At 71.9% G+C, this 24,331-nt stretch carries 25 protein-coding genes; 20 read left to right on the top strand and 5 right to left on the bottom strand.

The window, feature by feature from the left end; genetic code table 11:
- Positions 1–258 precede the first annotated feature (258 nt).
- The gene (locus ACZ6NC_RS21210) at positions 259–1,500 is read left to right on the top strand and encodes a metallophosphoesterase (protein WP_465735003.1); all 1,242 of its coding nucleotides are present in this window, start codon (positions 259–261) and stop codon (positions 1,498–1,500) included.
- A gap of 15 nt (positions 1,501–1,515) precedes the next feature.
- Here ACZ6NC_RS21210 and ACZ6NC_RS21215 read toward each other — a convergent pair whose 3' ends face one another.
- Entirely contained in the window at positions 1,516–3,759 is a 2,244-nt protein-coding gene (locus ACZ6NC_RS21215; RefSeq protein ID WP_465734942.1) for an MMPL family transporter, read from the bottom strand.
- Positions 3,760–3,931: 172 nt separating this feature from the next.
- Positions 3,932–4,183, bottom strand: coding sequence for a hypothetical protein (locus ACZ6NC_RS21220; RefSeq protein WP_465734944.1), 252 nt, complete (start codon positions 4,181–4,183; stop codon positions 3,932–3,934).
- A 135-nt stretch (positions 4,184–4,318) separates the two neighbouring features.
- On the opposite strand from ACZ6NC_RS21220, the gene ku reads away from it, so the two are divergent.
- Both ku and ACZ6NC_RS21230 read left to right on the top strand, forming a co-directional pair.
- Positions 4,319–5,365 (top strand): non-homologous end joining protein Ku, encoded by a 1,047-nt coding sequence (gene ku, locus ACZ6NC_RS21225; RefSeq protein WP_465734946.1) that lies wholly within the window; start codon positions 4,319–4,321, stop codon positions 5,363–5,365.
- A gap of 43 nt (positions 5,366–5,408) precedes the next feature.
- Complete coding sequence (locus ACZ6NC_RS21230; RefSeq protein ID WP_465734948.1) at positions 5,409–5,690, top strand: hypothetical protein; 282 nt, start codon at positions 5,409–5,411, stop codon at positions 5,688–5,690.
- A 50-nt stretch (positions 5,691–5,740) separates the two neighbouring features.
- Here the strand turns inward: ACZ6NC_RS21230 and ACZ6NC_RS21235 are convergent, their stop codons facing one another.
- Both ACZ6NC_RS21235 and ACZ6NC_RS21240 read right to left on the bottom strand, forming a co-directional pair.
- Complete coding sequence (locus tag ACZ6NC_RS21235) at positions 5,741–7,129, bottom strand: NADP-dependent succinic semialdehyde dehydrogenase (RefSeq protein WP_465734950.1); 1,389 nt, start codon at positions 7,127–7,129, stop codon at positions 5,741–5,743.
- A gap of 127 nt (positions 7,130–7,256) precedes the next feature.
- The gene (locus ACZ6NC_RS21240) at positions 7,257–7,538 is read right to left on the bottom strand and encodes a DUF6158 family protein (protein ID WP_465734952.1); all 282 of its coding nucleotides are present in this window, start codon (positions 7,536–7,538) and stop codon (positions 7,257–7,259) included.
- A gap of 218 nt (positions 7,539–7,756) precedes the next feature.
- Here ACZ6NC_RS21240 and ACZ6NC_RS21245 point away from each other — a divergent pair, with 218 nt between their 5' ends.
- From ACZ6NC_RS21245 to ACZ6NC_RS21310, 14 genes are all read left to right on the top strand, one after another.
- A complete protein-coding gene (locus ACZ6NC_RS21245) occupies positions 7,757–8,005 on the top strand; it encodes an acyl carrier protein (protein WP_465734954.1) in 249 nt (82 codons plus the stop codon).
- A gap of 55 nt (positions 8,006–8,060) precedes the next feature.
- Positions 8,061–9,302, top strand: coding sequence for a beta-ketoacyl-[acyl-carrier-protein] synthase family protein (locus ACZ6NC_RS21250; protein WP_465734956.1), 1,242 nt, complete (start codon positions 8,061–8,063; stop codon positions 9,300–9,302).
- The gene (locus tag ACZ6NC_RS21255) at positions 9,299–10,438 is read left to right on the top strand and encodes a beta-ketoacyl synthase N-terminal-like domain-containing protein (RefSeq protein WP_465734958.1); all 1,140 of its coding nucleotides are present in this window, start codon (positions 9,299–9,301) and stop codon (positions 10,436–10,438) included. Before ACZ6NC_RS21250 ends, ACZ6NC_RS21255 begins: the two co-directional genes overlap by 4 nt.
- A complete protein-coding gene (locus ACZ6NC_RS21260; RefSeq protein ID WP_465734960.1) occupies positions 10,435–11,373 on the top strand; it encodes a beta-ketoacyl synthase N-terminal-like domain-containing protein in 939 nt (312 codons plus the stop codon). The genes ACZ6NC_RS21255 and ACZ6NC_RS21260 overlap by 4 nt, the downstream gene beginning before the upstream one ends.
- Complete coding sequence (locus ACZ6NC_RS21265) at positions 11,373–12,287, top strand: alpha/beta fold hydrolase (RefSeq protein ID WP_465734962.1); 915 nt, start codon at positions 11,373–11,375, stop codon at positions 12,285–12,287. The genes ACZ6NC_RS21260 and ACZ6NC_RS21265 overlap by 1 nt, the downstream gene beginning before the upstream one ends.
- Positions 12,284–13,303: a hypothetical protein gene (locus ACZ6NC_RS21270; RefSeq protein WP_465734964.1), complete on the top strand. Its 1,020-nt coding sequence runs from the start codon at positions 12,284–12,286 to the stop codon at positions 13,301–13,303. The genes ACZ6NC_RS21265 and ACZ6NC_RS21270 overlap by 4 nt, the downstream gene beginning before the upstream one ends.
- A 49-nt stretch (positions 13,304–13,352) precedes the next feature.
- Positions 13,353–14,462: a beta-ketoacyl synthase N-terminal-like domain-containing protein gene (locus ACZ6NC_RS21275; protein ID WP_465734966.1), complete on the top strand. Its 1,110-nt coding sequence runs from the start codon at positions 13,353–13,355 to the stop codon at positions 14,460–14,462.
- A 31-nt stretch (positions 14,463–14,493) separates the two neighbouring features.
- Positions 14,494–14,760, top strand: coding sequence for an acyl carrier protein (locus ACZ6NC_RS21280; RefSeq protein WP_465734968.1), 267 nt, complete (start codon positions 14,494–14,496; stop codon positions 14,758–14,760).
- Complete coding sequence (locus tag ACZ6NC_RS21285; RefSeq protein WP_465734970.1) at positions 14,757–15,200, top strand: 3-hydroxyacyl-ACP dehydratase FabZ family protein; 444 nt, start codon at positions 14,757–14,759, stop codon at positions 15,198–15,200. Before ACZ6NC_RS21280 ends, ACZ6NC_RS21285 begins: the two co-directional genes overlap by 4 nt.
- Positions 15,200–15,706: a 3-hydroxyacyl-ACP dehydratase FabZ family protein gene (locus tag ACZ6NC_RS21290; protein WP_465734972.1), complete on the top strand. Its 507-nt coding sequence runs from the start codon at positions 15,200–15,202 to the stop codon at positions 15,704–15,706. Before ACZ6NC_RS21285 ends, ACZ6NC_RS21290 begins: the two co-directional genes overlap by 1 nt.
- A gap of 74 nt (positions 15,707–15,780) precedes the next feature.
- Positions 15,781–16,527 carry a 3-oxoacyl-[acyl-carrier-protein] reductase gene (fabG, locus tag ACZ6NC_RS21295; protein WP_465734974.1) on the top strand — a complete coding sequence of 249 codons (747 nt, stop codon included), beginning with the start codon at positions 15,781–15,783 and terminating at the stop codon, positions 16,525–16,527.
- 17 nt (positions 16,528–16,544) lie between these two features.
- Positions 16,545–17,165: a DsbA family protein gene (locus ACZ6NC_RS21300; RefSeq protein WP_465734976.1), complete on the top strand. Its 621-nt coding sequence runs from the start codon at positions 16,545–16,547 to the stop codon at positions 17,163–17,165.
- Between the two features lie 104 nt (positions 17,166–17,269).
- Positions 17,270–19,339 (top strand): ABC1 kinase family protein, encoded by a 2,070-nt coding sequence (locus tag ACZ6NC_RS21305; RefSeq protein ID WP_465734978.1) that lies wholly within the window; start codon positions 17,270–17,272, stop codon positions 19,337–19,339.
- Positions 19,340–19,492: 153 nt separating this feature from the next.
- Complete coding sequence (locus ACZ6NC_RS21310) at positions 19,493–19,747, top strand: LysR family transcriptional regulator (RefSeq protein WP_313762817.1); 255 nt, start codon at positions 19,493–19,495, stop codon at positions 19,745–19,747.
- A 66-nt stretch (positions 19,748–19,813) separates the two neighbouring features.
- Here the strand turns inward: ACZ6NC_RS21310 and hppD are convergent, their stop codons facing one another.
- Positions 19,814–20,857 carry a 4-hydroxyphenylpyruvate dioxygenase gene (gene hppD, locus ACZ6NC_RS21315; RefSeq protein WP_465734980.1) on the bottom strand — a complete coding sequence of 348 codons (1,044 nt, stop codon included), beginning with the start codon at positions 20,855–20,857 and terminating at the stop codon, positions 19,814–19,816.
- 261 nt (positions 20,858–21,118) lie between these two features.
- On the opposite strand from hppD, the gene ACZ6NC_RS21320 reads away from it, so the two are divergent.
- The 3 genes from ACZ6NC_RS21320 to ACZ6NC_RS21330 all read left to right on the top strand — a co-directional run bounded on the left by ACZ6NC_RS21320 (position 21,119) and on the right by ACZ6NC_RS21330 (position 24,225).
- Positions 21,119–22,345 carry a cytochrome P450 family protein gene (locus ACZ6NC_RS21320; RefSeq protein WP_465734982.1) on the top strand — a complete coding sequence of 409 codons (1,227 nt, stop codon included), beginning with the start codon at positions 21,119–21,121 and terminating at the stop codon, positions 22,343–22,345.
- A gap of 117 nt (positions 22,346–22,462) precedes the next feature.
- Positions 22,463–23,428, top strand: a complete 966-nt coding sequence (locus ACZ6NC_RS21325) for an ATP-binding cassette domain-containing protein (protein WP_465734984.1) — start codon at positions 22,463–22,465, stop codon at positions 23,426–23,428.
- Positions 23,428–24,225: an ABC transporter permease gene (locus ACZ6NC_RS21330; protein ID WP_465734985.1), complete on the top strand. Its 798-nt coding sequence runs from the start codon at positions 23,428–23,430 to the stop codon at positions 24,223–24,225. The genes ACZ6NC_RS21325 and ACZ6NC_RS21330 overlap by 1 nt, the downstream gene beginning before the upstream one ends.
- The last annotated feature ends 106 nt before the right edge of the window (positions 24,226–24,331 follow it).

Consider the following 24,331-nt stretch of genomic DNA (forward strand, 5'->3'; position numbering starts at 1 on the left):
CGGAGGGTGGGGGACGGACCCGCGCATTGCGGTGCAACCTAACTTCTACCTACGAGTATCGGAACAAGGCACCGGAAATTGTTCGCTCAGCGGACACAAAAGGCCAGGTCAGGGTGGGTGAACAGATGTCGTGGAAAGCTCAAATCTGAGGCAGCGTCAGGCAGTTCGGGCCTACGGAGGGCCACCGGGGCGCCTCCGGAAAGTCTCCACGGGCCCGCTGCGGGAGCCCGTCGGCGGGCCGTGAATACTGGCCGCGTGATGATCGTCCTCGTGGTGCTCGGCCTGCTCGCCGTCCTCGCCGCCCTGGCCCTCGCGCACTGGTACCTCTGGCGGCGCCTGGTGCGCGACGTCTCCGCGCCCGGCGGCTGGTGGCGCCGGACCGGGACGGTGCTCGCCGTCGTCCTGCCGCTGCTCGCGGTGGGCGCGCTGGTCGGCGGGCGGAAGCTGCCGATGTCCGTCGAGCGCCTTGTGGCCTGGCCGGGGTACCTCTGGCTCGCCGTGCTGCTCTACCTGCTGATGGCGCTCGCGGTCGGCGAGGCCGTCCGGCCGCTGCTGCTCCGGCTCCCGCGTCGATCGTCGCCGGCTCCCGCCGGAGCGCGCCGGTCCGGGGAGGCGCCACCGTCCGGCCCTTCGCCCGAGCGCCGGTCCGAGGAGGCGCCGCCGTCCGCCCCCTCGCCCGAGCGCCGGCTCTTCGTCGCCCGGACGGTCGCGATCGGCGCCTCCGGTGCGGCGGCGGCCATCGTCGGCAACGGCGCGTACGGGGTGCTGCGCGGGCCGCGGCTGAAGCAGGTCACCGTGCCGCTGGCCAAGCTGCCCGCCCGCGCGCACGGCTACCGGATCGCCGTGGTCAGCGACATCCACCTCGGGCCGATCCTCGGCCGCGGCCACACGCAGCGGATCGTCGACACGATCAACGGCGCGCAGCCCGACCTGATCGCGATCGTGGGCGACCTGGTGGACGGCACGGTGCCCGAACTCGGCCGTGCCGCGGAGCCGTTGGCGCAGCTGCGGGCACGCGACGGCGCGTACTTCGTCACCGGCAACCACGAGTACTTCTCCGGCGCGGCACCCTGGGTGGACTTCGTCCGCGAGCTGGGCGTCCACCCGCTGCAGAACGCGCGCGTCGAACTGCCCGGCTTCGACCTGGCCGGGGTGAACGACCTCGCCGGGCGCTCCGAGGGCGACGGCCCGGACTTCGCCAGGGCGCTCGGCGACCGCGACCGCTCCCGCACCTCGGTGCTGCTCTCGCACCAGCCGGTCACCATCCACGACGCCGTGCGGCACGGCGTCGACCTCCAGCTGTCCGGTCACACCCACGGCGGCCAGCTCTGGCCCGGCAACTACCTCGCCGAACTGGCCAACCCCACCGTCGCCGGGCTGGAGCGGTACGGCGACACCCAGCTCTACGTGACCCGCGGCGCCGGCGCCTGGGGCCCGCCGGTCCGGGTCGGGGCGCCGTCCGACATCACCATCGTCACGCTGGCCTCGCTCGACGCCTGAGGGCGCCGCACGGGGTCACGACTCCTCGCCCTCCGTGTCGATGTGCGGCAGGATCCGGTCCAGCGCCCGGGGCGTCCACCAGGCGGCCGAACCGAGCAGGGTCATCACGGCGGGCACCAGGAGCAGCCGCACGACGGTGGCGTCGATCAGCACGCTGACGGCCAGCCCGAGGCCCATCATCTTGATGACGATGTTGTCGCTGACGATGAAGGCGGCGAAGACGCTGACCATGATGAGTGCGGCGCAGCTGATCACGCGGGCGGTGATCTCCAGGGCGTGCGCGACGCTGCCCCGGCTGTCCCCGGTGCGCAGCCAGGCCTCGTGCACCCGGGACAGCAGGAAGATCTCGTAGTCCATGCTGAGGCCGAAGACGATGGCGAACATCATCATCGGCACGTAGCTCTCGATCGGTACGGTGCCCGAGACCCCGAGCGCGGGCCCGCCCCAGCCCCACTGGAAGACCGCCACGACGACGCCGTACGAGGCCGCGATGGAGAGCAGGTTGAGGACGGCCGCCTTGACCGCGACCAGCAGGCCGCGGAAGACGAGGAGGATGATCAGGAAGGACAGGCCGACCACGACGGCGATGATCGGCAGCAGGCGCGCGGCGACGATGTCGCCGAACTCGACCTGGGCGGCGGTCGTTCCGGTCACGTAGGTCTCGGCGCCGGTGCCCGCCACGGCCTGCGGCAGGACGGTGCCGGAGAGGTTGCCCACCAGGTCGGTGGTCTGCCGGTCCTGCGGCCGCTGCGCGGGTGTAACGGTGTCGAACAGCACGGCGCCGTCGGAGCTGGTCTGGAGCGGGGTGACGCCGGCCGTGTCGGGCACGCCGGCGAGCGCCTGCTGCACGGAGCTCTGCAGCGCGGGCCGGGCGTCGGCGGGGACGGCGCTCTGGTCGACGACCACGGTGATCGGACCGTTCGAGCCGGGGCCGAAGGCGTCGGACATCAGGTCGAAGGCGCGCCGGTCGGTGAAGGAGGTCGGGTCGGCCCCGTCGTCGATGTGGCCGAGCTGGATGGAGAGGAGCGGGATGGCGAGGACGGCGACGACGATCACCCCGGCCGTCAGGAACCACCAGGGGCGGCGCTCGACCCGCTGGGCGTAGCGGTGCCAGCTGCCGGTGATCTCCTCACCGGGTGCGGCCCCGGTCTCGGCGACCGGTCGGTGCACGGTCCAGCGGTCCATCCGGCGGCCGATCAGGCCCATCAGCGCGGGAAGCAGGGTCAGCGCGGCCAGCACGGCGGAGACCACCGTCACCCCGGCGGCGGCGCCGAGCTTGGCGATGAAGTCGACCCGCGAGACGACCAGGCCGGCCAGGGCGATGACCACCGTGCAGCCGGAGACCAGCACCGCCCGGCCGCTGGTGGCCACGGCGTGCCCGGCGGCGGCCACCGGGTCCTTGCCGTCCATCAGGTTCTGCCGGTGCCGGGTGAGCAGGAAGAGCGCGTAGTCGATACCGACCCCGATGCCGATCATGGTCGCCAGGGTCGGGGCCACGGTGGCGAACGTGGTGGCCGCGGCCAGCAGGCCGAGCAGCCCGAGGCCGACGATGGCGCCGATCAGGGCGGTGGCCAGCGGCAGGCCGGCCGCGATGACGCTGCCGAAGCCGATCAGCAGGACGACGATCGCGACGGCGAAGCCGATCAGTTCGCTGACCCGGTCGTCGGCGGCCGGACGCGCCAGCTCACCGAGCGGCCCGCCGTACTCGACCTGCACCCCGGCGTCCCGCAGCGGGGCGACGGCCGTGTCCACCTCGTCGAGGTAGGTGTCGCCCAGGGTGGTGGGGTTCACGTCGAAGCGGACGGTGATGTAGCCGGTGAGGCCGTCCGCGGAGAGCGGGCCGCCGGGCGGGGCGGGCTGGCCGGAGGGCGGCAGCGGGCTCTGCACGGACTGCACGTGCGGCAGTTGGCGCAGGGAGCCGACCACCTGGTCGACCTGGCTCTGGAAGGAGGTCAGCGCCTGGGCGTCGTGGAGTACCACCTGGGCGCTGGTGCCGCCCACCGACGGCTCGTGCTCCCGGAGGACGTCGCGCCCCTCCTGGGCCTGGGTGTTCGAGAGCGAGAAGTCGTCCGAGAACGTCCCGCCGACCGCGCGGTCGATCACCTGGACGCCGGCCAGTGCGACCAGCCAGAGCACGATCACGAGGATCGAGCGGCGTGCGCACCACTCGCCGAGCGCGCGCAGGGAGCTGCGCCGGGGCGCGCGCGCAGTGCGGCCGGGGCCGGCAGTGCGGGCGGGTCCGCCCGGGGACGAGGGCATGAACGCTCCTGGGGCGGGAGGTGACGTTCCGTCACGCGATATCGGGGGAGGGCGCGGAGTCCCGATGCTAGGGAGCGGAGCGGCCCGGCGCGGGACGATCAACCGGTGACACGCGCCGGTGCCTCCGTTCGGCGGGTCGGGCCCGTCCAGGCCCGGCCGCGCCGCGTGGGCCTCACACCGGGCGCACCTCCAGCAGGACGATGCGCCCGTCCGGCGGCTGCTCGTCCCGCTGCCCGTCCGCCCGCTGCCCGTCCGCCGGCCGCCCGGGGATGCGGGCGGCCAGGATGCGCGGGATGTCGCTCTCCTGCGAGTACCCGGGCACGACCGTCACCTCCGCCCGCCGCACCCCGGGCTCCCCGGTGACGGTGTACGCCACCGTGTACGTGGTCCGGTCGGGCGGCGGGGGCGGCTCTGTTCCCGGCATCGCGCCACCTCCTCGTTCCGCCCGCCCATTGTCCGCCGATACGGGGCTCGCACGGGGATCGTGTGGCCGATCGGGGTGAATCCGGGCAGAGTGGGAAATCTCCGGTAGGGGGACCTCCGGGAAAGGGGCGACCCCGTGCAGACCACCTGGAAGGGGACGATCAGCTTCGGGCTGGTCAGCATCCCCGTGCACCTGTACTCCGCCACCCAGGAGCACGACGTCGCGCTGCACCAGGTGCACGCCAAGGACGGCGGGCGGGTGCGGATGAAGCGGTACTGCGAACAGGAGGAGAAGGAGGTCCCGTACGCGGAGATCGCCAGGGGCTACGAGTCCCCCGACGGCCGCACCGTCACGCTCACCGACGAGGACCTCGCCGACCTGCCGCTGCCCAGCAAGAAGATCATCGACGTGCTGGCCTTCGTGGACGCCGGCGAGATCGACCCGCTGATGTTCTCCAAGGCGTACTACGTCGGCGTGGCCGACAAGGCCGCCGCCAAGCCGTACGCACTGCTGCGCGACGCGCTCACCGACTCCGGCCAGATCGCCGTCACCAAGATCGCGCTGCGCAGCCGGGAGTCCCCGGCGGTGCTGCGGGTCCACGACGGCACGCTGGTGCTGCAGACCTGCATCTGGCCGGACGAGGTGCGGCCGGCCGCCGGGATCGCGCCCGAGGAGGAGGTGACCGTGCGGCCGCAGGAGCTGAAGATGGCGCGCTCGCTCATGGACACCCTCTCCGAGGACTTCGACCTCTCCCAGCTCCACGACGACTACCAGCACGCGCTGCAGCAGGTCATCGAGGCCCGGCTGCAGGGCGTCGAGGTGCCCCACGAGGAGGAGCCGGGCCAGGCACCGGACAACGTCATCGACCTGATGGAGGCGCTGCGCAGCAGCCTCAAGGAGGCCAAGGGCGGGCACCGGCGCGGCCGTGGGGCGGCCGCGGCGGATGCGGAAGAGCCCGCAGAAGAGCCTGCGGAGGAGCCCGAGGAGAAGCCCGCGCCCCGCAGGCGCGCGCCCGCCGCCGGGAAGACCGCCTCCGCCGGGAAGGCGACCGCGGCCGGGAAGAGCACGGCGGCGGCGAGGAGTACGGCGGCCGGGAAGGGCGCCGCGGCGAAGAAGACCGCGACGGCCGCCGCCAGGAAGACCACCCCCAGGAAGTCCGCAGCTCCCCGCAAGGCCTCGTGAGCTGCTCACCGGCAGTCCCCCCGACGTCCGGAGGCGAACCCAGATGGACCTGCTGACCTACAAGGACCTCGACACCGGTCCCGACGCCCCGCAGCACCCGAGCCGGGCGCACCGCGCCTGGCACGCGCTGCTCAGCCTCTCCCCGACGGCCGTGACCCTCATGGTCGCGCTCTCGCTCGGCCTCGGTCTCGTCGGGGCGCAGGTGAGCTGGCTGCCGATGCTGATCATCTTCAGCGTCGTGTGGGGCGCGACCCTGATCGCCCTGTGCGGCATGGTCGCGCGCTGGGTGACACCCGGCCCGGGCAAGCACCGCATGGCGGCCTGACCCGGCCCGGGCCGGAGTAAGGGGTGGGGGTGCGGGGTGCCGGGCGGGAGCTATGCGAGCCAGACCGTGGTCACGTTGCAGAACTCCCGGATCCCGTGCCCCGACAGCTCCCGCCCGAAGCCCGAGCGCTTGACCCCGCCGAAGGGCAGCGCCGGGTGCGAGGCCGTCATGCCGTTGAAGAACACCCCGCCGGCCTGGATGTCCCGGACGAAGCGCTCCTGCTCCGCCGGGTCGTCCGTCCAGACGTTGGAGCTGAGGCCGAACGGCGTGTCGTTGGCCCGCGCCACCGCCTCGTCCAGGTCGGCGACCCGGTAGACGGTGGCGACCGGCCCGAAGGTCTCCTCCTGGTCGATCCGCATCGCCGGGGTGATGCCGGTCAGCACCGTCGGCTCGTAGAACCAGCCGGCGTCCCGGCCCTCGGGGCGGCGCCCGCCGCACTCCACCCGGGCGCCGTGCGCCCGCGCGTCCTCGACCAGCTCCTCCAGGTCGGCCCGCCCCTGCCGGCTGGCCAGCGGGCCGACCTCGGTCGCCTCGTCCATCGGGTCGCCGATCCGCAGTGAGCCCATGGCCTCGCTGAAGGCGGCGGTGAACCGGTCGTAGACGTCGGTGTGCACGATGAATCGCTTCGCGGCGATGCAGGACTGGCCGTTGTTCTGCGCCCGTGCCTTGACGGCGGTGCGCACGGCCGCGTCCACGTCGGCGCTCGGCATCACCACGAACGGGTCGCTGCCGCCCAGCTCCAGGACGGCCTTCTTCACCTCGTCGGCCGCCGTGGCGGCGACCGCGCGCCCGGCCGGCTCGCTGCCGGTGAGCGTCACCGCGGCCACCCGGCGGTCGCGGATCACGCCCTCCACGGCGCCGGAGCCGATCAGCAGGGTCTGGAAGCAGCCCTCCGGGAAGCCCGCCCGGCGGAACAGGTCCTCCAGCGCCACGGCCGTCCGGGGCACGTTGGAGGCGTGCTTCAGCAGGCCCACGTTGCCCGCCATCAGGGCCGGTGCGGCGAACCGGACCACCTGCCAGAACGGGAAGTTCCACGGCATCACCGCGAGGACGACGCCGATCGGGCGGTAACGGACGTAGGCGCGGGCGGCGCCGGAGTCGGCGACGTCGGCCGGGTCGGGGTGCTCGTCGGCGAGCAACGACTCGGCGTTCTCGGCGTACCAGCGCATCGCCTTCGCGCATTTGGCGGCCTCGGCACGGGCGGCGGCCAGCGGCTTGCCCATCTCCTCGGTCATCGTGCGGGCCGCGGCCTCCTGCTCCTGGTCCAGCAGGTCGGCGGCGCGGCGCAGCAACTCGGCGCGATGGGCGAAGGACGTGGTGCGGTAGGTGCGGAACGCCTCCTCGGCGCGGGCCAGCCGCTGTTCGAGGCCGGCGGCGTCCAGCGGTTCGAAGGTCTCCAGGGTCTCGCCGGTCGCGGGGTTGACGCTTGCGATGGGCATCGGTGGGCTCCCAGGTGTCCGTACGGGTGGTGGGGGGCTGGGCTCTGCCTCCACCCTGGCCGACACCCGGCCCCCGGGCACGCCACCACGGCCCGGCGTGTCCCGCCGGGCGGTGCGGCGCCGACCGCTACTCCGGCAGCGACTCCACCCGGGCCGCCGCCTCCCTCGCCCGCGCGCCGGCCCTGGTACGGGCGGCCGTGACCTGCCGGTTCGGGAACCGGTGCAGGAACTCCGCCTCCAGTTGCCCGGTCCGCAGGGTGTGGCGTTTCAGCGCCTCCTCCGACCCGTACAGAAAGGTCTCGTGCCGGGTGCGGTGCAGCTGCTCCAGCTCGTGCAGCAGCGTGTCGTTGCCCAGGGCGTGCGGGGAGATGCCCTCGGGCCTGGTGTGCGGAGCGTCGGGGTGCCGCATGTCCACTACCTCCTCGGCGGGAAGCCCCCCGACTACCCGGTGCCCCGGCCGCCCCGGCCGTACACCCGCCCCGGGGCGGGGAGTTCCCGGCGGGCGGAGTTGGCAGGTTTATGCAGTGGCCGTTGCCCTGGCTCGCGGGGGTGCCATAGAAAGATCTCCGGCAGAAAAGCGGGCGCAATGGCCCCGAGGTGCCGCGCCGAATAGGAAGGTTACCCCTGATGACTTCGTACGACGAGCGCGTGCAGAAGATCAAGGACATTGTCTGCGACATTCTCGAAATCGAGGAGGACGAGGTCACCGAGACCAGCCTCTTCAAGGAGGACCACGCGGCGGACTCGCTGCGTTCCATCGAGATCCTCGCCGGCCTGGAGAAGCAGTTCAGCGTCACCATCGACCAGTCGGAGCTCGCCCGCATGGTCAACCTCAAGGGCGTCTACGAGGTCGTGGCCGAGGCCGCCGGCTGGTAGGGCGACGCCCTCGTTCGAGCAGGAGACGGCCGGAACAGTGGACGGAGAGGTCGGGATGGCAGAGTCGGGGCAGGCTGGCCCGCGCAGAGTGGTGATCACCGGGCTGGGGGCGGTCTCCAGCATCGGTATGGGAGCCGACGAGTTCCTGCGGGGGCTGCGCAGCGGAAGCAGCGGGGCCAAGCCGATCACGGTGTTCGACACCGAGGGGTTCGACCACGCGAACGGGTGCGAGGTGGTCGGCTTCGAACCCGAGCAGTGGATACGGCACCTGCCCGTCGAGCAGCTCGGCCGGGCGACGCAGTACTCGGTCGCCGCCGCCCGGATGGCGGTCGACGACGCCGGGCTCGACCTGGACGTCTGGCGGTCGCTGCCCGGTGTCGTCTCCATCGGCACGACGGACGGCGAGTCCCGCGACCTCGACCACATGGTCGAGGCCGAGGTCCTGCACGGCCCCGAGCACATGGCGCCCGAGGCCGCCCGCCGGGTACCGGCCGGCCGGCTGTCGGCGGCCATCGCGCAGGAGCTGCAACTGGCCGACGTCGAGGCGGTGACGATCCCGACCGCCTGCGCCGCGGGCAACTACGCGATCGGCTACGGCTTCGACGCCGTCCGCTCCGGTGAGGCCGAGTACGCCCTCTGCGGTGGCGCGGACGCCATGTGCCGCAAGACGTTCTCCGGCTTCTACCGGCTCGGCACGATCGCCCCCGACCGCTGCCGGCCGTTCGACGTGGACCGCAGGGGCATCCTGACGGGCGAGGGTGCCGGGGTCCTGGTGCTGGAGAGCCTGGACTCCGCGCTCGCCCGCGGCGCGCGCATCTACGCCGAGGTGCTCGGCTACGGCCTGAACTGTGACGCCCACCACCAGGTGGCGCCGAACCAGGAGAGCGTCGGCCGGTGCATGGAGCTGGCGCTGGAGAACGCCGGGATCAAGCCCGAGCAGGTGGATCTCATCTCCGCTCACGGCACCGGCACCAAGGCGAACGACGTCACCGAGGCGCGGGCGATCCGCGAGCTGTTCGGCGCGCAGCCGCCGAAGGTCATCTCGATGAAGTCGATGATCGGCCACACCATGGGCGCGGCCAGTGCGCTTTCCGCCATCGGTTGTGCGCTGGCCATCACCAACAATTTCATTCCGCCGACGATCAATCACACCACAACCGACCCCGAGTGCGACGTCGACTGTGTACCGAACGTCGCGATCGAGGCCGAACTCCGCATCGTCCAGAACAACGGACTCGCATTCGGCGGAAACAATGCGGTCGTCCTGCTCGGGAAATTCGACGAGGTGCCGGCATGAGCTGGGCCGTCACCGGAACGGGCGCGGTGGCCGGCATCGGCCGCGACCCGGGCGAACTCTTCGCCAACCTGTGCGCCGGCGTCTCCGGGGTCGGTGAGCTGAAGGGCTTCGACCTCAGCCGCCACGACGCCCGGTTCGCGTACGAGGTGGACGACCGCCCCGCGCCCGGGGTCGACGTCCCCCGCCGGGCGACCGCGCTGCTGAAGCACGCGATCGCCCAGGCGGTCCGCGACGCGGGGCTCGACGAGCACGACCTGAGCGGGGTGCCGATCCTGATCGGCACCGGGCTGCGGGAGCTGCGCTCGGTCGAGCTGTGGCAGCGCGACGGCACCGAGTTCCCGCCGCAGGACCTGCACTTCGGCACGGCACTGCGGGAGGCCTTCAACGCCGACGACACCCACACCTTCTCCAACGCCTGCTCGGCCGGCCTGTACGCGCTCGCACTGGCCACCGACCTGCTGGAGCAGGGCACGGCGGACACCGTCGTGGTGGCCGGCGTCGACGTGCTCACCGAGACCATGTACGGGCTGCTGGAGCGCGTCCAGCCGGTGCCGCCGGAGCGGGTGCGGCCCTTCGACCGCAACCGTGCCGGCGTCCTCATGGGCGAGGGCGCGGCGGCCGTCGTCCTGACCCGCGACCCGGCACCCGGCCGCCGGGTGCACGGTGTGGTGCGCGGCGTCGCCGTCAACTGCGACGCCTTCCACGTCACCGCGCCCGACCCGGTCGGCATCGCCGAGGCCATCCGGGAGGCGCACGACCGCACCGGGCTGAAGCCCGCCGACATCGACCTGGTCATGGTCCACGGCACTGGGACCCTGCTGAACGACGAGGCGGAGGCCGTCGCCCTCGCCGACGTCTTCGGGTCCGATGCCGGCAAGCCGCTGATGACCGCCATCAAGTCGATGACGGGCCACACCTCGGGGGCCTCCGGCCTGCTCAACCTGGTCGTCACGCTGAGCGCCCTCGCCGAGGGCCGGGTGCCGCCGACCGTTGGCCTGGAGGACCCGGTGGACGAGGCGGCCGGCTTCCGGCTCGTGACCGGCGAGAGCGTCCGGGAACCCCTGGCCGTCGCCCAGTTGAACGCATTCGGCTTCGGCGGCGTGAACGCCGTGGCGATCGTGGAGGCAGCCCGATGAACGTGGTGGTGAGCGGAGTCGGCGTCGTCCTGCCGCGGGCGGCGTCCGCCACGGAGCTGGTCGAGCCGGGACCGGCCGACGCCCCGCCCGTGGAACCGAAGGACCTGGTCGGCAAGAAGGGCCTGCGCTACAAGGACCGGGCGACCCAGCTGGCGTACTGCGCGGCCCAGGCCGCGCTGCGCGACGCCGGGCTGGTCGGTGACGACGGCCTGCTCGTCCCCGCCGGGACGGTCGCGGTGGTGGTCAGTTCCAACTACGGCAACGTCGACACCATCACCCGGGCGATGGACACCATCACCCGGGAGACCGCGGCGGCCGGCAGCCCGATGGACCTGCCGAACGCCTCCAGCAACGTGGTGGCGTCGTCGGTGGCGATCCGCTTCGGGCTGCGCGGGCCGAACCTGATGCTCTGCAACGGCGCGACCTCCGGACTGGACGCCGTCCGCTGGGGGGCCGACCTGATCCGCGGCGGCCGGGCCACCCGGGCCCTGGTCCTCGGCGTCGAGCCCGACAACGAGGCCGTCCGCGCCTTCGTCGGTGCCCGCACCGTGGACGGCGCCGTGGCAGTGGTGCTGGAGAGCGAGGCGGCCGCGGCCGAACGCGGCGCCGCCGCACTGGCCACCCTCGGCGGACAGGTCCGCGGCGCCGGCCTGGCCGCCTCGCTGAAGCGGCTCGAAGCCTCGACCGGTGAGCGCCCCGCCCTGTGGCAGTCGCCCGAGACGGACGTGCTCCCGGAAGGCCTGCTGGCCGGCGTGCCCCGCCAGGACCTCGGCGAGCGCTTCGGGCTCGCCTCCGGAGCCCTCGGGGTCCTGCAGTGCGCCGCGGCCGTGGGCTGGTTCGCCCGTGGCGGCGACGGGCCGGTCTACGCCAGCGCGGGCTCGGACGCCGACGACGCCAGCGCCGGACTCGTCCTGTTCCGGCCGGCGGCGGCCTGATGGCCACCCCCGGCACCGCGCTCGACTCCGGAGCGGGGGCGGCGGCGACCGCCGCCGGCCCCGCCGGGGGCGCGCAGCCGGTCACGGTCCACCGCCGGGGCTCCGGTGACGCCCGTCAGGGCCGGTCACTGCTGCTCCACGGCCTCGCCAACAGCGCGAGCGTCTGGGACGCGTACATCGAGCACGCGGGCAAGGACGGCGGCCCGGAGATCTGGGCCGCCGACCTCCCGTGGCGCGGCGAGGCGGTGGCCCACTGGAGCGCCCAGGGCGACGTGGTGCCGTACGTGGCCGACGCGCTGCGCGCGGTGCCGGGCGGCGCCGGCGTGGTCGTCGGCCACTCCATGGGCGCCAACACGCTGCTGGAGTTCCTGAACCGGCGGCTGGAGCGGGGCGTCGATCCGTTCACCGAGTTCGGCATCCGCGCGCTGGTCCTGGTGTCCCCGTTCTACCGCCGTTCGGCGGAGGACTTCACCTGGCAGTGCGTGGAGTCCTCCGTCCACAACTTCGTCCGCATCATGACCGACGGCGTCAGCGTCCACGCCGGCGGCCGCCTCCCGGCCGACCTGGCACACGAGTTGGGGGCGCGGGTCAGGGACCGGGTCGGGGCCTACGGCTGGATGCGGTTCTTCGAGACGTACCTGGCCACGCCACGGCTGCGGACCGAGCTCTTCACCGTGCCCTGCCTCGTGATCGCGGGCGGGCACGACTACGCGGCGCCCCCGGAGGAGAGCCGCCTGCTGGCGGCGGACCTGCCGGAGGCCCGGTTCCACCTGCTGCCCGACTCCGGGCACTTCCTGATGATCGAACAGGCGCGGCAGCTCGCCGCCGTGGTCGATCGCTTCGTCAGCACCTTGTCGGCCGCGTGTCCGCCCGGCGGCCCCGGACCCATATCACCAGGGGAGCACCATCGATGACCACCGTGACCGAAAGCGCAGTCAAGGCGCTCCTCACCAGTGAGACGACGGCGTCACTGCGCACTCGCTTCGAGGGCTCCAACATCTGCACCTGGATCGGCTTCAAGCACATCAACTACCTCGTCGAGGAAGCCATCCTGTACCACTTCGCGGACGCCGGCCTGGCCGCCCGCACGCTCTACTCCGAGCACGGACTCGGCGTGGACCTCGTCGAGCTGGACACGCGCATCCTGAGCGCCCTCTACATGGACGAGACCGTCGAGGCCCGGGTCGTGCCCAAGGCAGCGGACGACGCCACCGCGATCTCCTTCACCGTCGCCCTGCACGGGCAGCGCGACGGCGTGGACACCAAGCTGGTCACCGCCAAGGCCAAGGCCGTGCTGCGCAGCGACAGCTACGTCGAGCCGGCCGGCGAGCCGCCGGCCCCGATCGCCCGGTTCGTCACCGACCGGCTCTCCACGCCCGTCGCCGCCCTGCCCGAGCTGCCCGACCTCGCCGGCGTCGACCTCGCGGCGGTCACCACCTCGCTCTCCGCCGGCCGCGGCACCACCGGGCCCGACCCGGTGCTCGACCTGCTGACCGCCGGCACCAACTCCTTCGGCTGGAAGTGGCGCATCCCGTACCCGTACTGCCACTTCTCCGAGCGCCTCCAGATGTCCAGCTACCTGCGCCAGATGGAGGAGGTCGTCGACCTCTTCCTGGCCGACCGCGGAATCTCGGTCAAGAGCCTCCTGGACGAGCGCCGGTGGATCCCCGCCTGCCCGCACTCGAAGATCCAGATCATCGACGAGGCGCTGATGGAGGAGGAGCTCTACACCGTCTACACGGTGGAGGACATCTTCAAGGACTACACCTACACCTCGCGCATGGACTGCTACGTCGTCCGCGACGGCAGGCTGGTGCAGACCGCCACCGGCAAGGTCACCCATGGCTACGCCCTGATCGACAACCGCCGCGACTGGAACCTGGTCACCTTCGACGAGCGGGTCTCCAAGGCCCTCCGCGGCGAGTCCTGAGCCATGACGATCCAGCAGACCAACCGCGCAGAGAGGTGACGGAACAGAGATGAGCGGGACCACAACCGCGGTCAACCGCATGGTCATCACGGCCTGGTCGGCGGTGTCGCCGTTCGGCATCGGCCGCGCGGCCTTCGCCCAGGGCCTCCGGGAGCGCCGTACGGCCGAGGCGCCGCTGGAGCGCGAGCCCTGGCAGGCGGCGGGCGAGACGGCCTGCCTGGTGCCGGGCTTCGACATCCGCGAGGTGCTCGGCAAGAAGGGCACCCGGTCGATGGACCGGGCCACCGGCCTCGCCGTCACCACGGTGAGCCGGCTGCTCGACGACTCGCCGCGCAACCGGGCGGTCGCCACCGGCGCCGGCGCCGCCCTCGTCCTCGGCACCACCACCGGAAGCGTCCAGAGCCAGATGGACTTCACCCGGGACTCGTTCACCAACGAGAAGCCCTACTTCGTCGACCCGGCGCGGTTCCCGAACGCCGTGATGAACTGCGCCGCCGGGCAGAGCGCCATCTGGCACCAGCTCAAGGGCCCCAACACGACCATCGCCGGCGGCCACGCGGCCGGCCTGTACGCCCTCAACTACTCGCGCCGGCTGCTCAACTTCGGCCGCGCGCGGACGGTGCTGTGCGGCGCGGTCGAGGAGTTCTCGCACGCCCGATCCTGGCTGGACAAGCACACGCACGACCCGGCGACCGACGGCGCCGCGGTGCCGCCCGGCGAGGGCTGCGGGCTGCTGCTGATCGAGCGGGCCGGCCCCGAGGACCCGGACCAGCCCGTGCTGGCCGAGGTCCTGGCCGTCGAGATGGGCATCGCGCTCGGCGGTGACGTCCGTACGGCCCTCGCCTCCTGCCTCGCCCGGGCCCTGCGCCGCGCCGAGGTGCGGCCGGAGGAGATCCGGCTGCTCTCCACCAGCGAGGCCCCCGGCCGGATCGGCGAGCAGGAGCGCGCCGCCGTCGCCACCGCCCTCGCGGGCGCGCGGCCGCGCCACCTCACCCAGACCGCGCTGCTCGGCGACACCGTGGCCGCCTCGGCCGCCTTCCAGATCGCCGGGATCCTGGTGCACGCGGAGGACGACCCGGAGGCGGCCGGCCAGGCCGCCCTGATCACCTCGGTCGACCGCGACGGGGCGGTCGGCTGCGCGCTGCTGCGCCTGCGCTGAATCCGACTACGACCCAGAAGAGGGAACACTCATGACGACGTCTCAGACCACGGCCGCCGAGGCTCTGGACAAGGAGGACCTGCGCCGTACGGTCGCCCAAGCCCTCGACGTCGACGTCGACGAACTCGGTGACGACGTGAACTACGTCGCAGACCTGGAGGTCGACTCGCTGCTGGCCCTGGAGGTCGTGGTCGTACTGGAGAAGAAGTACGGCCTGCGCCTGGAGGAGCGGGAGTTCGCCCGGCTCACCACGCTCGGCAACACGTACGAGCTGCTGCTCGGGAAGCTCGGGTCGTGATCAGTCCGGTACGCGCCCGGGTGGAGGTCGTCCGCCCGCCGGCGGCCGACGACAAGGGCCGGCTGGGCGCGGCGACCGCCGTCACCGTCGGAACGGACGAGCCGGTGCTGCCCGGGCACTACCCGGGGTTCCCGATCTTCCCGGGGGTCGGTGTGATCGAGTGCGTCCGGCTCAGCGCCCTGGCGGTTCCGCCGCCGGGTGCGGGCGCCCTGACCCTGGCCGGGGTGGAGTCGGCGCGCTTCCTGAGCCCGGTCTTCCCTGGCGACCGGGTGGAGCTGGAGCTCCAGTGGACCGGGGCGGACGGCGTCTGGAAGTGCACCGGGAAGGCGGCCACCGGACGGGCGGCCGCGGCCCAGGTCCGGTTGCGGTTCACGACCGCGGCCGCCACCGCTGCCACCGGAGCCGACGGCTCCACGCGATCCACCGGAGAGGAGGCCTGATGGCCGCGCGACCGTCCGGCCCGCTCGGCCAGCCGGAGATCCGCCGGGTGCTGCCGCACCGGTTCCCGATCCTGCTGGTCGACCGGGTACTCGACCTCGTACCCGGCGAGTCGATCGCCGCCGTGAAGGCGGTGACCTGCAACGAGCCGTGGTACGGGGAGGCGGCCGAGGGCACCTTGGACTTCGCCTACCCCCAGGTACTGCTGCTGGAGTCCTGGTGCCAGGCGGCCGGCCTGCTGGCCACCTGGGAGGACCCCAACCCCGACGTGCTGGCCGGCCGGGTGATGCTGTTCGGCGGCGTCTCCGGCGTCGAGTACCACCGCCCGGTGCTGCCCGGCGACGTCCTGGAGCACCGGGCGACCATCGCCCGCGCACTGGGCGACACCCTGATCATCACCGGCGAGAGCCTGGTGGACGGCGAGCCCGTGCTGACCGTCGAGAGCGCCGTCCTGGCCTTCCGCCCGGCGGAGGAGCTGCGGCCCGCCGCCGCGGCCGTCCCCGCCTGACCCCGGCGGCCACCGACCCGGGCGGCCACCGACCCCGCCGGCCCGTGCGGTCGGCCCGAACCCTTGGAACAGCCATGGCAGAGAACGAAACCCGGGTGGCCCTGGTCACCGGCGGCTCCCGCGGCATCGGCCGCGCCACCGTACTGCGACTGGCACAGGACGGCTTCGACGTCGCCTTCTGCTACCAGTCCAACGAGCAGGCCGCCGGCGTGCTGGAGAAGGAGGTGCGGGAGCTCGGCGTCCGCGTCCTGAGCCGCAAGGTCGACGTGCGCGACGCCGAGTCGGTCCGCGCGTTCGTCCTGGAGACCGAGCGCGAGCTCGGCCCGGTCGACGCGGCCGTGACCGCCGCCGGCATCACCCGCGACAACCCGCTCGTCCTGATGAAGGACGAGGAGTGGCACCAGGTGCTCGACACCAACCTCGACGGCGTCTACCACACCTGCCGCTCCGTCGTCTTCGGCATGATGAAGCGCAAGGGCGGGGCGATCGTCAACATCTCGTCCGTCGCGGGCGTCTACGGCAACCCGACCCAGAGCAACTACTCCGCTTCCAAGTCCGGGATCATCGGCTTCTCCCGGGCCCTGGCCAAGGAGGTCGGCCGCTACGGCATCCGCGCCAACGTGGTCGCCCCCGGCTTCATCGACACCGACATGACCTCCGTGCTCACCGGCAAGGTGAAGGACAAGGCGCTGGAGTCGGTGCCGCTCGGCCGGCTGGGCACCGCAGACGAGGTCGCCGACCTGGTCGCCTACCTCGTCTCGCCGCGCGCGGCCTACATCACCGGCGCCGTCCTGCAGATCGACGGCGGCATCACCATCTAGTACCCCAGGAGCCTCCGTTGGCCGTCGAACCGGCACGCTGGTACTTCTCCCTCCGCAGCCCGTACTCCTGGCTGGCCTACCGGGAGTTGACCGAGAACGCCCCGGACGTGGCGGACGCGATCGAATGGCACCCCTACTGGGAGCCGGGCCCGGCGAGCGCCCGGCTCCTGCCCGGGACCGGGATCCGGCTGCCCTACGTCCCCATGTCGAAGGAGAAACACCTCTACATCCTGCAGGACGTCAAGCGCCTCGCCGGCGAGCGCGGCCTGACCGTCGCCTGGCCGGTGGACACCGCCGCCGACTGGGACGTCTCCCACCTCGGCTACCTCCCGGCCGCCGACGCCGGCCGGGGCCGCGAGTACATCGGCCGCGTCTACCGGGCCCGCTTCGAGCAGGGCCTCGACATCTCCGACCGGTCGACCATCGCCGCGATCGGCAAGGAGATGGGGCTGGACCCGGACGTCCTGGCCGACGCCTCCGACGACCCGGCCGTCCTCGCCCGCGGCGTCGAGGCCCTGCGGGCGATCGGCCGTGACGGCGTGTTCGGCGTGCCGTTCTTCATCCACGGCCACGACCGGTTCTGGGGCTTCGACCGCCTGGCCGGCTTCCTGGCCAGCGTCCGAGCGGCGGCGGCGTAGTAGGGGCCGCCTCACCCTGCCCTTCGGCATGAAGCTGTCACGAGGAGAGGGGGCCGCCCGCATCCGTTCTAGTGTTGCTCCAAATGACAGCTCAGGAGGAGCACTTGACCGCGTTGGCAACCTTCGGCGTAGGCGGCATACCCCTGACCGTTGTGGCGCTGGCCGGCGCCTCGCTCGCTGTGTTGGTCGTAGGCGTCGCGGCGGTCTCGCGACGACTGCTCGGGATTCGGGTGGGCCCGCTACGGGCCCTCGCCGCCGGCCTGGTGGCCCTGGCCACCACCCTTGCCCTCAAACCGATCGTGCAGGAGCAGGACGGCCTCGGCGCGGTAGTCAGCGTCAAGTTCGCCCTGGCCGTCCTCGCCGCGATGGGCACCCTGGTGTTCGTCGAGGTCTTTCTCCCGTACGGCATCTGGGCACTTCCCGTGCGGCTGTGGCGCAGCGCTTTGAGCCGCCTCGGGCGGACCCGCCGCTACTCGCAGATCAGCGCGATCCTCTTCCGGCACGGCCTCGGCCGCCTGTTGAGCGGCCGAGGCCAGCTGGACCGGGCCCTCCAGCCAGGGGAGTTCGGTGAGCGGTACGCCCGGTCGATGCGGCTCGCGCTGCAGGAGTGCGGCGGTGCGTTCATCAAGCTGGGTCAGGTCCTGTCCACCCGGCGGGACCTTCTGCCGCCGCACTTCATCGTGGAACTCAGCCGCCTCCAGAGCAAGGTGACGGCCGCGCCCTGGTCGCAGGTGGAAGCGGTACTGCGCGAGGAGCTGGGCCGGCCGCCGGAGGACGTCTTCGAGTGGATCGAGCACGTGCCGCTGGCCGCCGCCTCGATCGCGCAGGTGCACCAGGCCAAACTGCGCGACGGACCGACGGTGGTCGTCAAGGTCCAGCGGCCCGGAATCCGCGACACGGTCGAGCGTGACCTCGACATCGTCGTCGCGCTGACCCGCAGTCTCCAGGAGCGGGCCCGGTTTGCCCCCTCACTCGGACTGCGGGAGCTGGGCGACGGCTTCGCCAGGTCGGTACGGGAGGAGCTGGACTTCCGGATCGAGGCCCGTAACGCCGCATCGGTGGCACTCTCCTGCGGCGGGCACGAGCCGGACGCCCTGGTGAGGATCCCCGTGGTGCACCACGAGCTCAGCTCGTCCCGGGTGCTCGTCCAGGAGCGGCTGGAGGGCGTCACGCTGGACCGCGCGGGCGCCGTGGCCGACGCCAAGGGTCTGGACCGGCACGCGCTCGCGCGCACCGCCTTCGTCTCGATGGTCCACCAGATCCTGCGCGCGGGCGTCTTCCACGCCGACCCCCACCCCGGCAACATCCTGCTGCTGGACGACGGGCGGATCGCGCTGCTCGACTTCGGATCGGTGGGTCGCATCGATCCGGCCGCCCAGCTCGCGATGGGGGAGCTGCTGCTGTCCATCGACCGCGGAGACCCGGCGGCGATGCACGACGCGCTCATCGCGCTGCTCGGGGTGCGTGCCACGACCACCGAGGAACGCATGCCCAACTCCCACCTTCTCGAGCGGGAGCTGGGGCAGTTCATGGCTCAGTACCTGGGTGCGGGGGCGCAGCCGGACGCGGAGATGTTCACCTCGCTGTTCCAGATCCTGGCGAGGTTCGAACTGTCCGTTCCGCCGCAGGTCGCGGCGGTGTTCCGGGCCCTGGCCACCCTCGAGGGCACCCTGGCGCAGTTGGCCGAGGGCTTCAACCTGCTCGACGAGGGAAGGGCCATCGCCGGCAGCCTGCTCGCCGACCAACTGCGGTTCCGCACCAATCCGGCCTCGGCCGGGAGCGACGGCGGCTTTGCGTCGGAGGTGTCGACCATGGCCCGCGGCGCGGTCCAGGAGGTGCTGTCCGTCCTGCCGATGCTGCGCCGGCTGCCCCGGCGGGCCGACCGCATCGGCGCCTCGATCGAGGAGGGCCGCCTGGCGGTACGGGTGCGCGTCTTCGCGGACGAGAGCGAGCGGAGCTTCGTTGCGGGGCTGATCCATCAGATGACGGTCACGTTGCTGGCCGCCTGCACCGGACTGATGGGCGTGCTGCTGATGGTGTTCGGCACCGGGCGCGGCCCGCACGTCACCGCGCACCTGGAACTGTTCCCGTTGATCGGCTACCAGGCGCTCGCACTGAGCGCGATCCTCATGCTGCGCGCCCTGTACACGGCGATGCGCCGGCCGCCCGCGTAGCGGCGCACGGGTGTGCCGCCGCCCGGGTTGCAGCTTCCTGTAACGCCCATTGCCCAGGCACTTTGAATGAGCTGTCATGGAGTGGAAATTACGGGAATCCGGTGTCTCGGCGCGGGACTTCGGTAGTAAGGCTGCTGGAAGACAGGGGGAGCTATGCACGAGCGGGAGTTCCGGGCTTTCGTGTCCGTGGCCGAGATCGGGCGCATGGACCATGCGGCGAAAGAGCTGGGATATTCACAGCCGGCCATCAGCTACCAGATCAAGTGCCTGGAGCAGATGCTTGGCACCAAGTTGTTCACCCGGGACTCGACCGGGGCCCATCTCACTCGGGAGGGGCGGATGATCCTGCCGTCCGCCAAGGCGGTGCTGACACTGATAGACAGTATGAAAGGCGTCTGCGCGGTATGAGGAACGGGCCCCGGACCGGCCTCGCGGGTCCGGCCCGGAGCCTGTTCCTACCCAGGCGGGAGAGGCTCAGGAAGCCAGCTCCCTGGAGCGTTCCACGGCCTCGTACAGGGCACGGATGTTGGCGCTTCCGAACCCCTGGGCGCCGTGCCGCTGGATGAGTTCGAAGAAGAGCGTGCGCCGCTCGAAGGGCGACCGGGAGAAGAGCTGGAGCAGGAAGCCCCATTCGTCCCGGTCGGCCAGTACGTTGGTCTTGCGCAGGTCCGGGATGGCCTCGTCGAGATCGGTGATCCGCTCCGCCAGCGCGTCGTAGTAGGTGCCGGGGGTCTGCAGGAACTCGATACCGCGGGCCTCGTACGCCAGCACCGCCGGGACGATCTCGTCCACCAGGAACGCAAGGTGCTGGACGCCGGCGCCACCGTTGCGGTCGAGGAACGCGTCGATCTGGCCCGGCTTCTTCGCCGGGTCGGGCTCGATGATGGTGAAGGTGATCCCGGCCGAGGGGCTGCGCACCACGATGGAGTCCATGGCCTGCTCGCCCACCGAGACGTACTCGCTGTAGTAGCGCTCGAATCCGAAGCCGTCGATGTAGTAACGGACCACGTCGTGGAGGGTGCCCGCCTCGAGGCAGACCGCGATGTGGTCGAGCAGCCGCAGCTCCGGGCCCTCGTCGGGCTGGTCGGAGGGCTCCGGCACCAGCGCCCACTCGCGTCCGGCGGGCAGCTCGTGGGGCCGGCCGGCGGAGCGCCGGACGAGGGTGTGGCGCAGATCGCCGAATCCCGACACGGCGGGCAGGACGGCACCGGCCGGGGTGAGGTCGCGGCCGCCCGCGGCCAGCGCGCCGGCCCTTGCGGCGTCCGGGTCCTCGCACGCGAAGGCGATGTCGGCTATGCCGTCGCCGTGCGCGTCCAGGAACTCCTCGGCCGCGGGGCCGGAGGAGACCAGGACCTGGATGCCGCACCGGCGCAGCAGGACGGTGTCGAGGCCGCCGGACCGGGAGCGCGCCTTCTCGTGAAAGCCCCACCGGGAGACGAAGTAGTCCGTGGTCCCCGGCCGGTCGCGGGTGTAGATCTCGATGTACTCGACGTCATGAGCGGTCACGTTGTTCCCCATCCGACGATTTCCTGGCGGCCATAACCGGACCGCGTCCCTTGCGCGGCCGGCCGACTTCCCGCCATGGATTGAAGGATGCCCGGACGCCGGAGAGGGCGGTACGCCGTGTCAAATAGTTGAAAACGGAGGGGTGGTCGGCGCAGGCATATCGAAGTCCTTGATAAGGGCCGTCGGCGGGCCCGAAAGAACTGGTATCAAAAGGTCATTCGTCACTCACGTCCGCGCTGCGCGGGACGGACCCGACCGGGAGGAACCCGAACCATGTCCGAGGACACCATCGAGGCGCCGGAGCAGTTGGCCGAGGACTTCATTCGGAATCCGTACCCCGTGTACGCCAGGCTGCGCGAGCAGGGGCCGGTCGCCCAGGTCGTCCTCGGCGGTATGCCGGTGTGGCTGGTGCTTCGGTACGCCGAGGCCCGGGCGGCGCTGACCGACTCCCGGCTGGTCAAGGACCGTGACCTGACCGCCAGGCTGGCCGCCCGGAGGGCCGGTGTCGAGCAGGCCGACCAGCCCGCCGAGAAGTCGCCGGGCCAGCGCATGCTCGTGGAGCACATGCTCAGCATGGACCCCCCGGACCACACCCGGCTGCGGAAGCTGGTCGCCAAGGCCTTCACCGCCCGGCAGATCCAGGCGCTCCGGCCGCAGATCGAGCGGACGGTCGCCCGGCTGCTGGACCAGGTCGAGGGCCTGGGCGAGGTGGACCTGCTGAAGACGTTCGCCTTCCCGCTGCCGCTCACCGTGATCTCCGAGATGATCGGTGTCCCGAAGGAGGACCAGGAGACCTTCGGCGCCTGGTCCAACGCGCTCACCGTGGCCATGCAGCCGCAGGAGATGCACCGGATCGCCGACGAGATGGCCGCCTACCTGACCGGCCTGATCGCCGCCAGGCGTGCCGAGCCCGCCGAGGACCTGATCAGCGGTCTGATCCAGGCCCGTGACGAGGAGGACCGGCTCAGCGAGGGCGAACTCGTCTCGATGGTCTTCCAGTTGCTGGTGGCCGGCTACGAGACGACGACCCATCTGATCGGCAACGGCGTGGCCGCCCTGCTGCGCCACCCGGACCAGCTCGCGGCCCTGCGGGCCGACCGCTCGCTGCTCCCGGGGGCGATCGAGGAGTTCTGCCGCTACGACAACTCGCTCCACCTGGGCACGATCTCGGTCACCGCCGAGCCGGTGGAGATCAGCGGAGTGCACATCCCGGCCGAGGAGTTCGTCCTCGTCGCGCTGGGCTCGGCCAACCACGACCCGGAGCACTTCACCGATCCGGAGCGCTTCGACATCCTCCGGGGCACGTCCGGATCGCTGGCGTTCGGGCACGGCATCCACCACTGCATGGGTGCGCCGCTGGCCCGGATGCAGGCCGAGATCGCCCTCGACGCGCTTCTCGACCGGTTCGGCCGGATCGAGCTGGCCGTGGCGCCGTCGGAGCTGCGCCACGAGATGAACCTGACCCGAGGCCTGGAGGCGCTGCCGGTCCGGATCGGCTGAGCCGCACCCAGCCGCCCGCCGGCTGACGAGAAGAAGTCGGAACACGGCCGGTCCCCGCCATGCCGTGGAGCTGTCGGCGGCGCGGACTGGTCCCGCCGCCGCGTGATGAGGAGTCTGATGGAAACGGCAATCTCCGTAGCGGGCCTACGGAAGCGCTATGGCGACAACGAGGTGCTCAAGGGCATCGACCTGTCCGTCGAGGCGGGTACGGTCTACGGCCTGCTGGGCCCGAACGGCGCGGGCAAGACCACCATCGTGCGGACGCTGTCCACGCTGCTGAAGCCGGACGAGGGCACGGTGACCGTCGCCGGCTACGACGTGGTCGGTCAGGCGCGGGACGTGCGTCGCAGTATCGGTCTGACGGGTCAGTACGCCGCGCTGGACGGCGAGTTGACCGGCCGGGAGAACCTCGTCCTGATCGGCACACTGCTGCATCTGGGACGGCGGCAGGCACGAGCCCGGGCGGACGAGATCCTGGACATGTTCGACCTGGTGGACGCCGCGGACCGGCCGGTCCGCACCTACTCCGGCGGTATGCGCCGACGGCTGGACCTCGGGGCGAGCCTCACCGCCCGGCCGCCGGTGATCTTCCTGGACGAGCCGACCACTGGGCTGGACGTGGTGAGCCGGACGGCGCTGTGGGAGATGGTCCGCAAGCAGGTCGCCGACGGCGTCACCGTCCTGCTGACCACGCAGTACCTGGAGGAGGCCGATCAGCTCGCCGACCGCATCGCAGTGATCAACAAGGGCGTGCTGGCCGCGGAGGGCACTCCCGACGAGCTGAAGCGCAAGGTCGGCGGCGAGCGCCTGGAGATCACGGTGCGCTCTCCCGAGATGGCGCGGCCGGCGCAGGACGCGCTCGCCCGCGCGGTCGCGAACCCCGCCCTCGTGCCGGCCGTCGACGGGACCGGGACGCGGGTCTCGGTGGCGCTCGAGACCGGCATCGCCGGCGTCGCCGCGGCGGCGGCGGAGCTGCAGTCGGCCTCGGTCGAGGTCGTCGACTTCGTCGTCCGGCGCCCCTCGATGGACGACGTCTTCCTTGAACTGACCGGCAACACGGCCGAACCGGAGGCCACGAGCTGATGAGCACCTACATCCTGAGCGACTCGGTCGCCCTGGTCGGCCGGCACATGAAGCACCTGAAGCGGACACCGCAGAAGATCATCAGTGTCACGCTGATGCCGATCATGTTCGTGTTCCTCTTCGGATACCTCTTCGGCAGCTCGATGAGTGTCCCGGAGGGCGACTACCACGAGTACATCATGGCGGGCATCTTCACCCAGATGATGCTCGCCGGTGTGATCAACACCGGTGTGGGGGTGGCGGAGGACCTGAACAACGGCCTGGTGGACCGGTTCCGTTCGCTCCCCATGGCGAAGGGGTCGGTGCTGCTCGGCCGGACCCTGGCCGACTCGGTGCTCAACCTGATCTCGTGCACGGCGATGATGTCGGTCGGCCTCCTGATCGGCTGGCGCATGAACAACGGCATCCTCGAAGGACTGGCGGGCTTCCTGCTGCTGCTGGTCCTCGGTTTCGCCATGACCTGGCTGGGATGCTTCCTCGGGCTGATCCTGCGCCACCCCCAGGTCGTCAACTCGATCGCGATGGTGATCACCATGCCGCTCACCTTCCTCTCGGCGACCTTCTACCCGATGAGCAACCTTCCGGGCTGGCTCCGGCCGGTCGCCGAGTGGAACCCCGTGACGACCCTCGTCACCGCGATGCGCGACCTGTGGGGCAACCCGAGCGGAAACGGTCCGGACCCGGCCTTCCCGCTGCGGCACCCGGTGTTCGCCTCGCTGCTCATGGTGTCGCTCCTGCTGATCGTGGTTGTGCCGCTGGCCAACCGCGCCTACGAGCGGGCTGCCGCGGCGCAGTGACAGAACCGCCCTGGCAAAGCCGAGGCCCGGACCACCGCGCGCCCTGCGTGGGGGGGGCCGTCCCGTGTTGGCGCGCTACGCCGAAGCTAGCCGTCCTATCGCTCTC

Source organism: Kitasatospora sp. NPDC041988 (assembly GCF_055588525.1).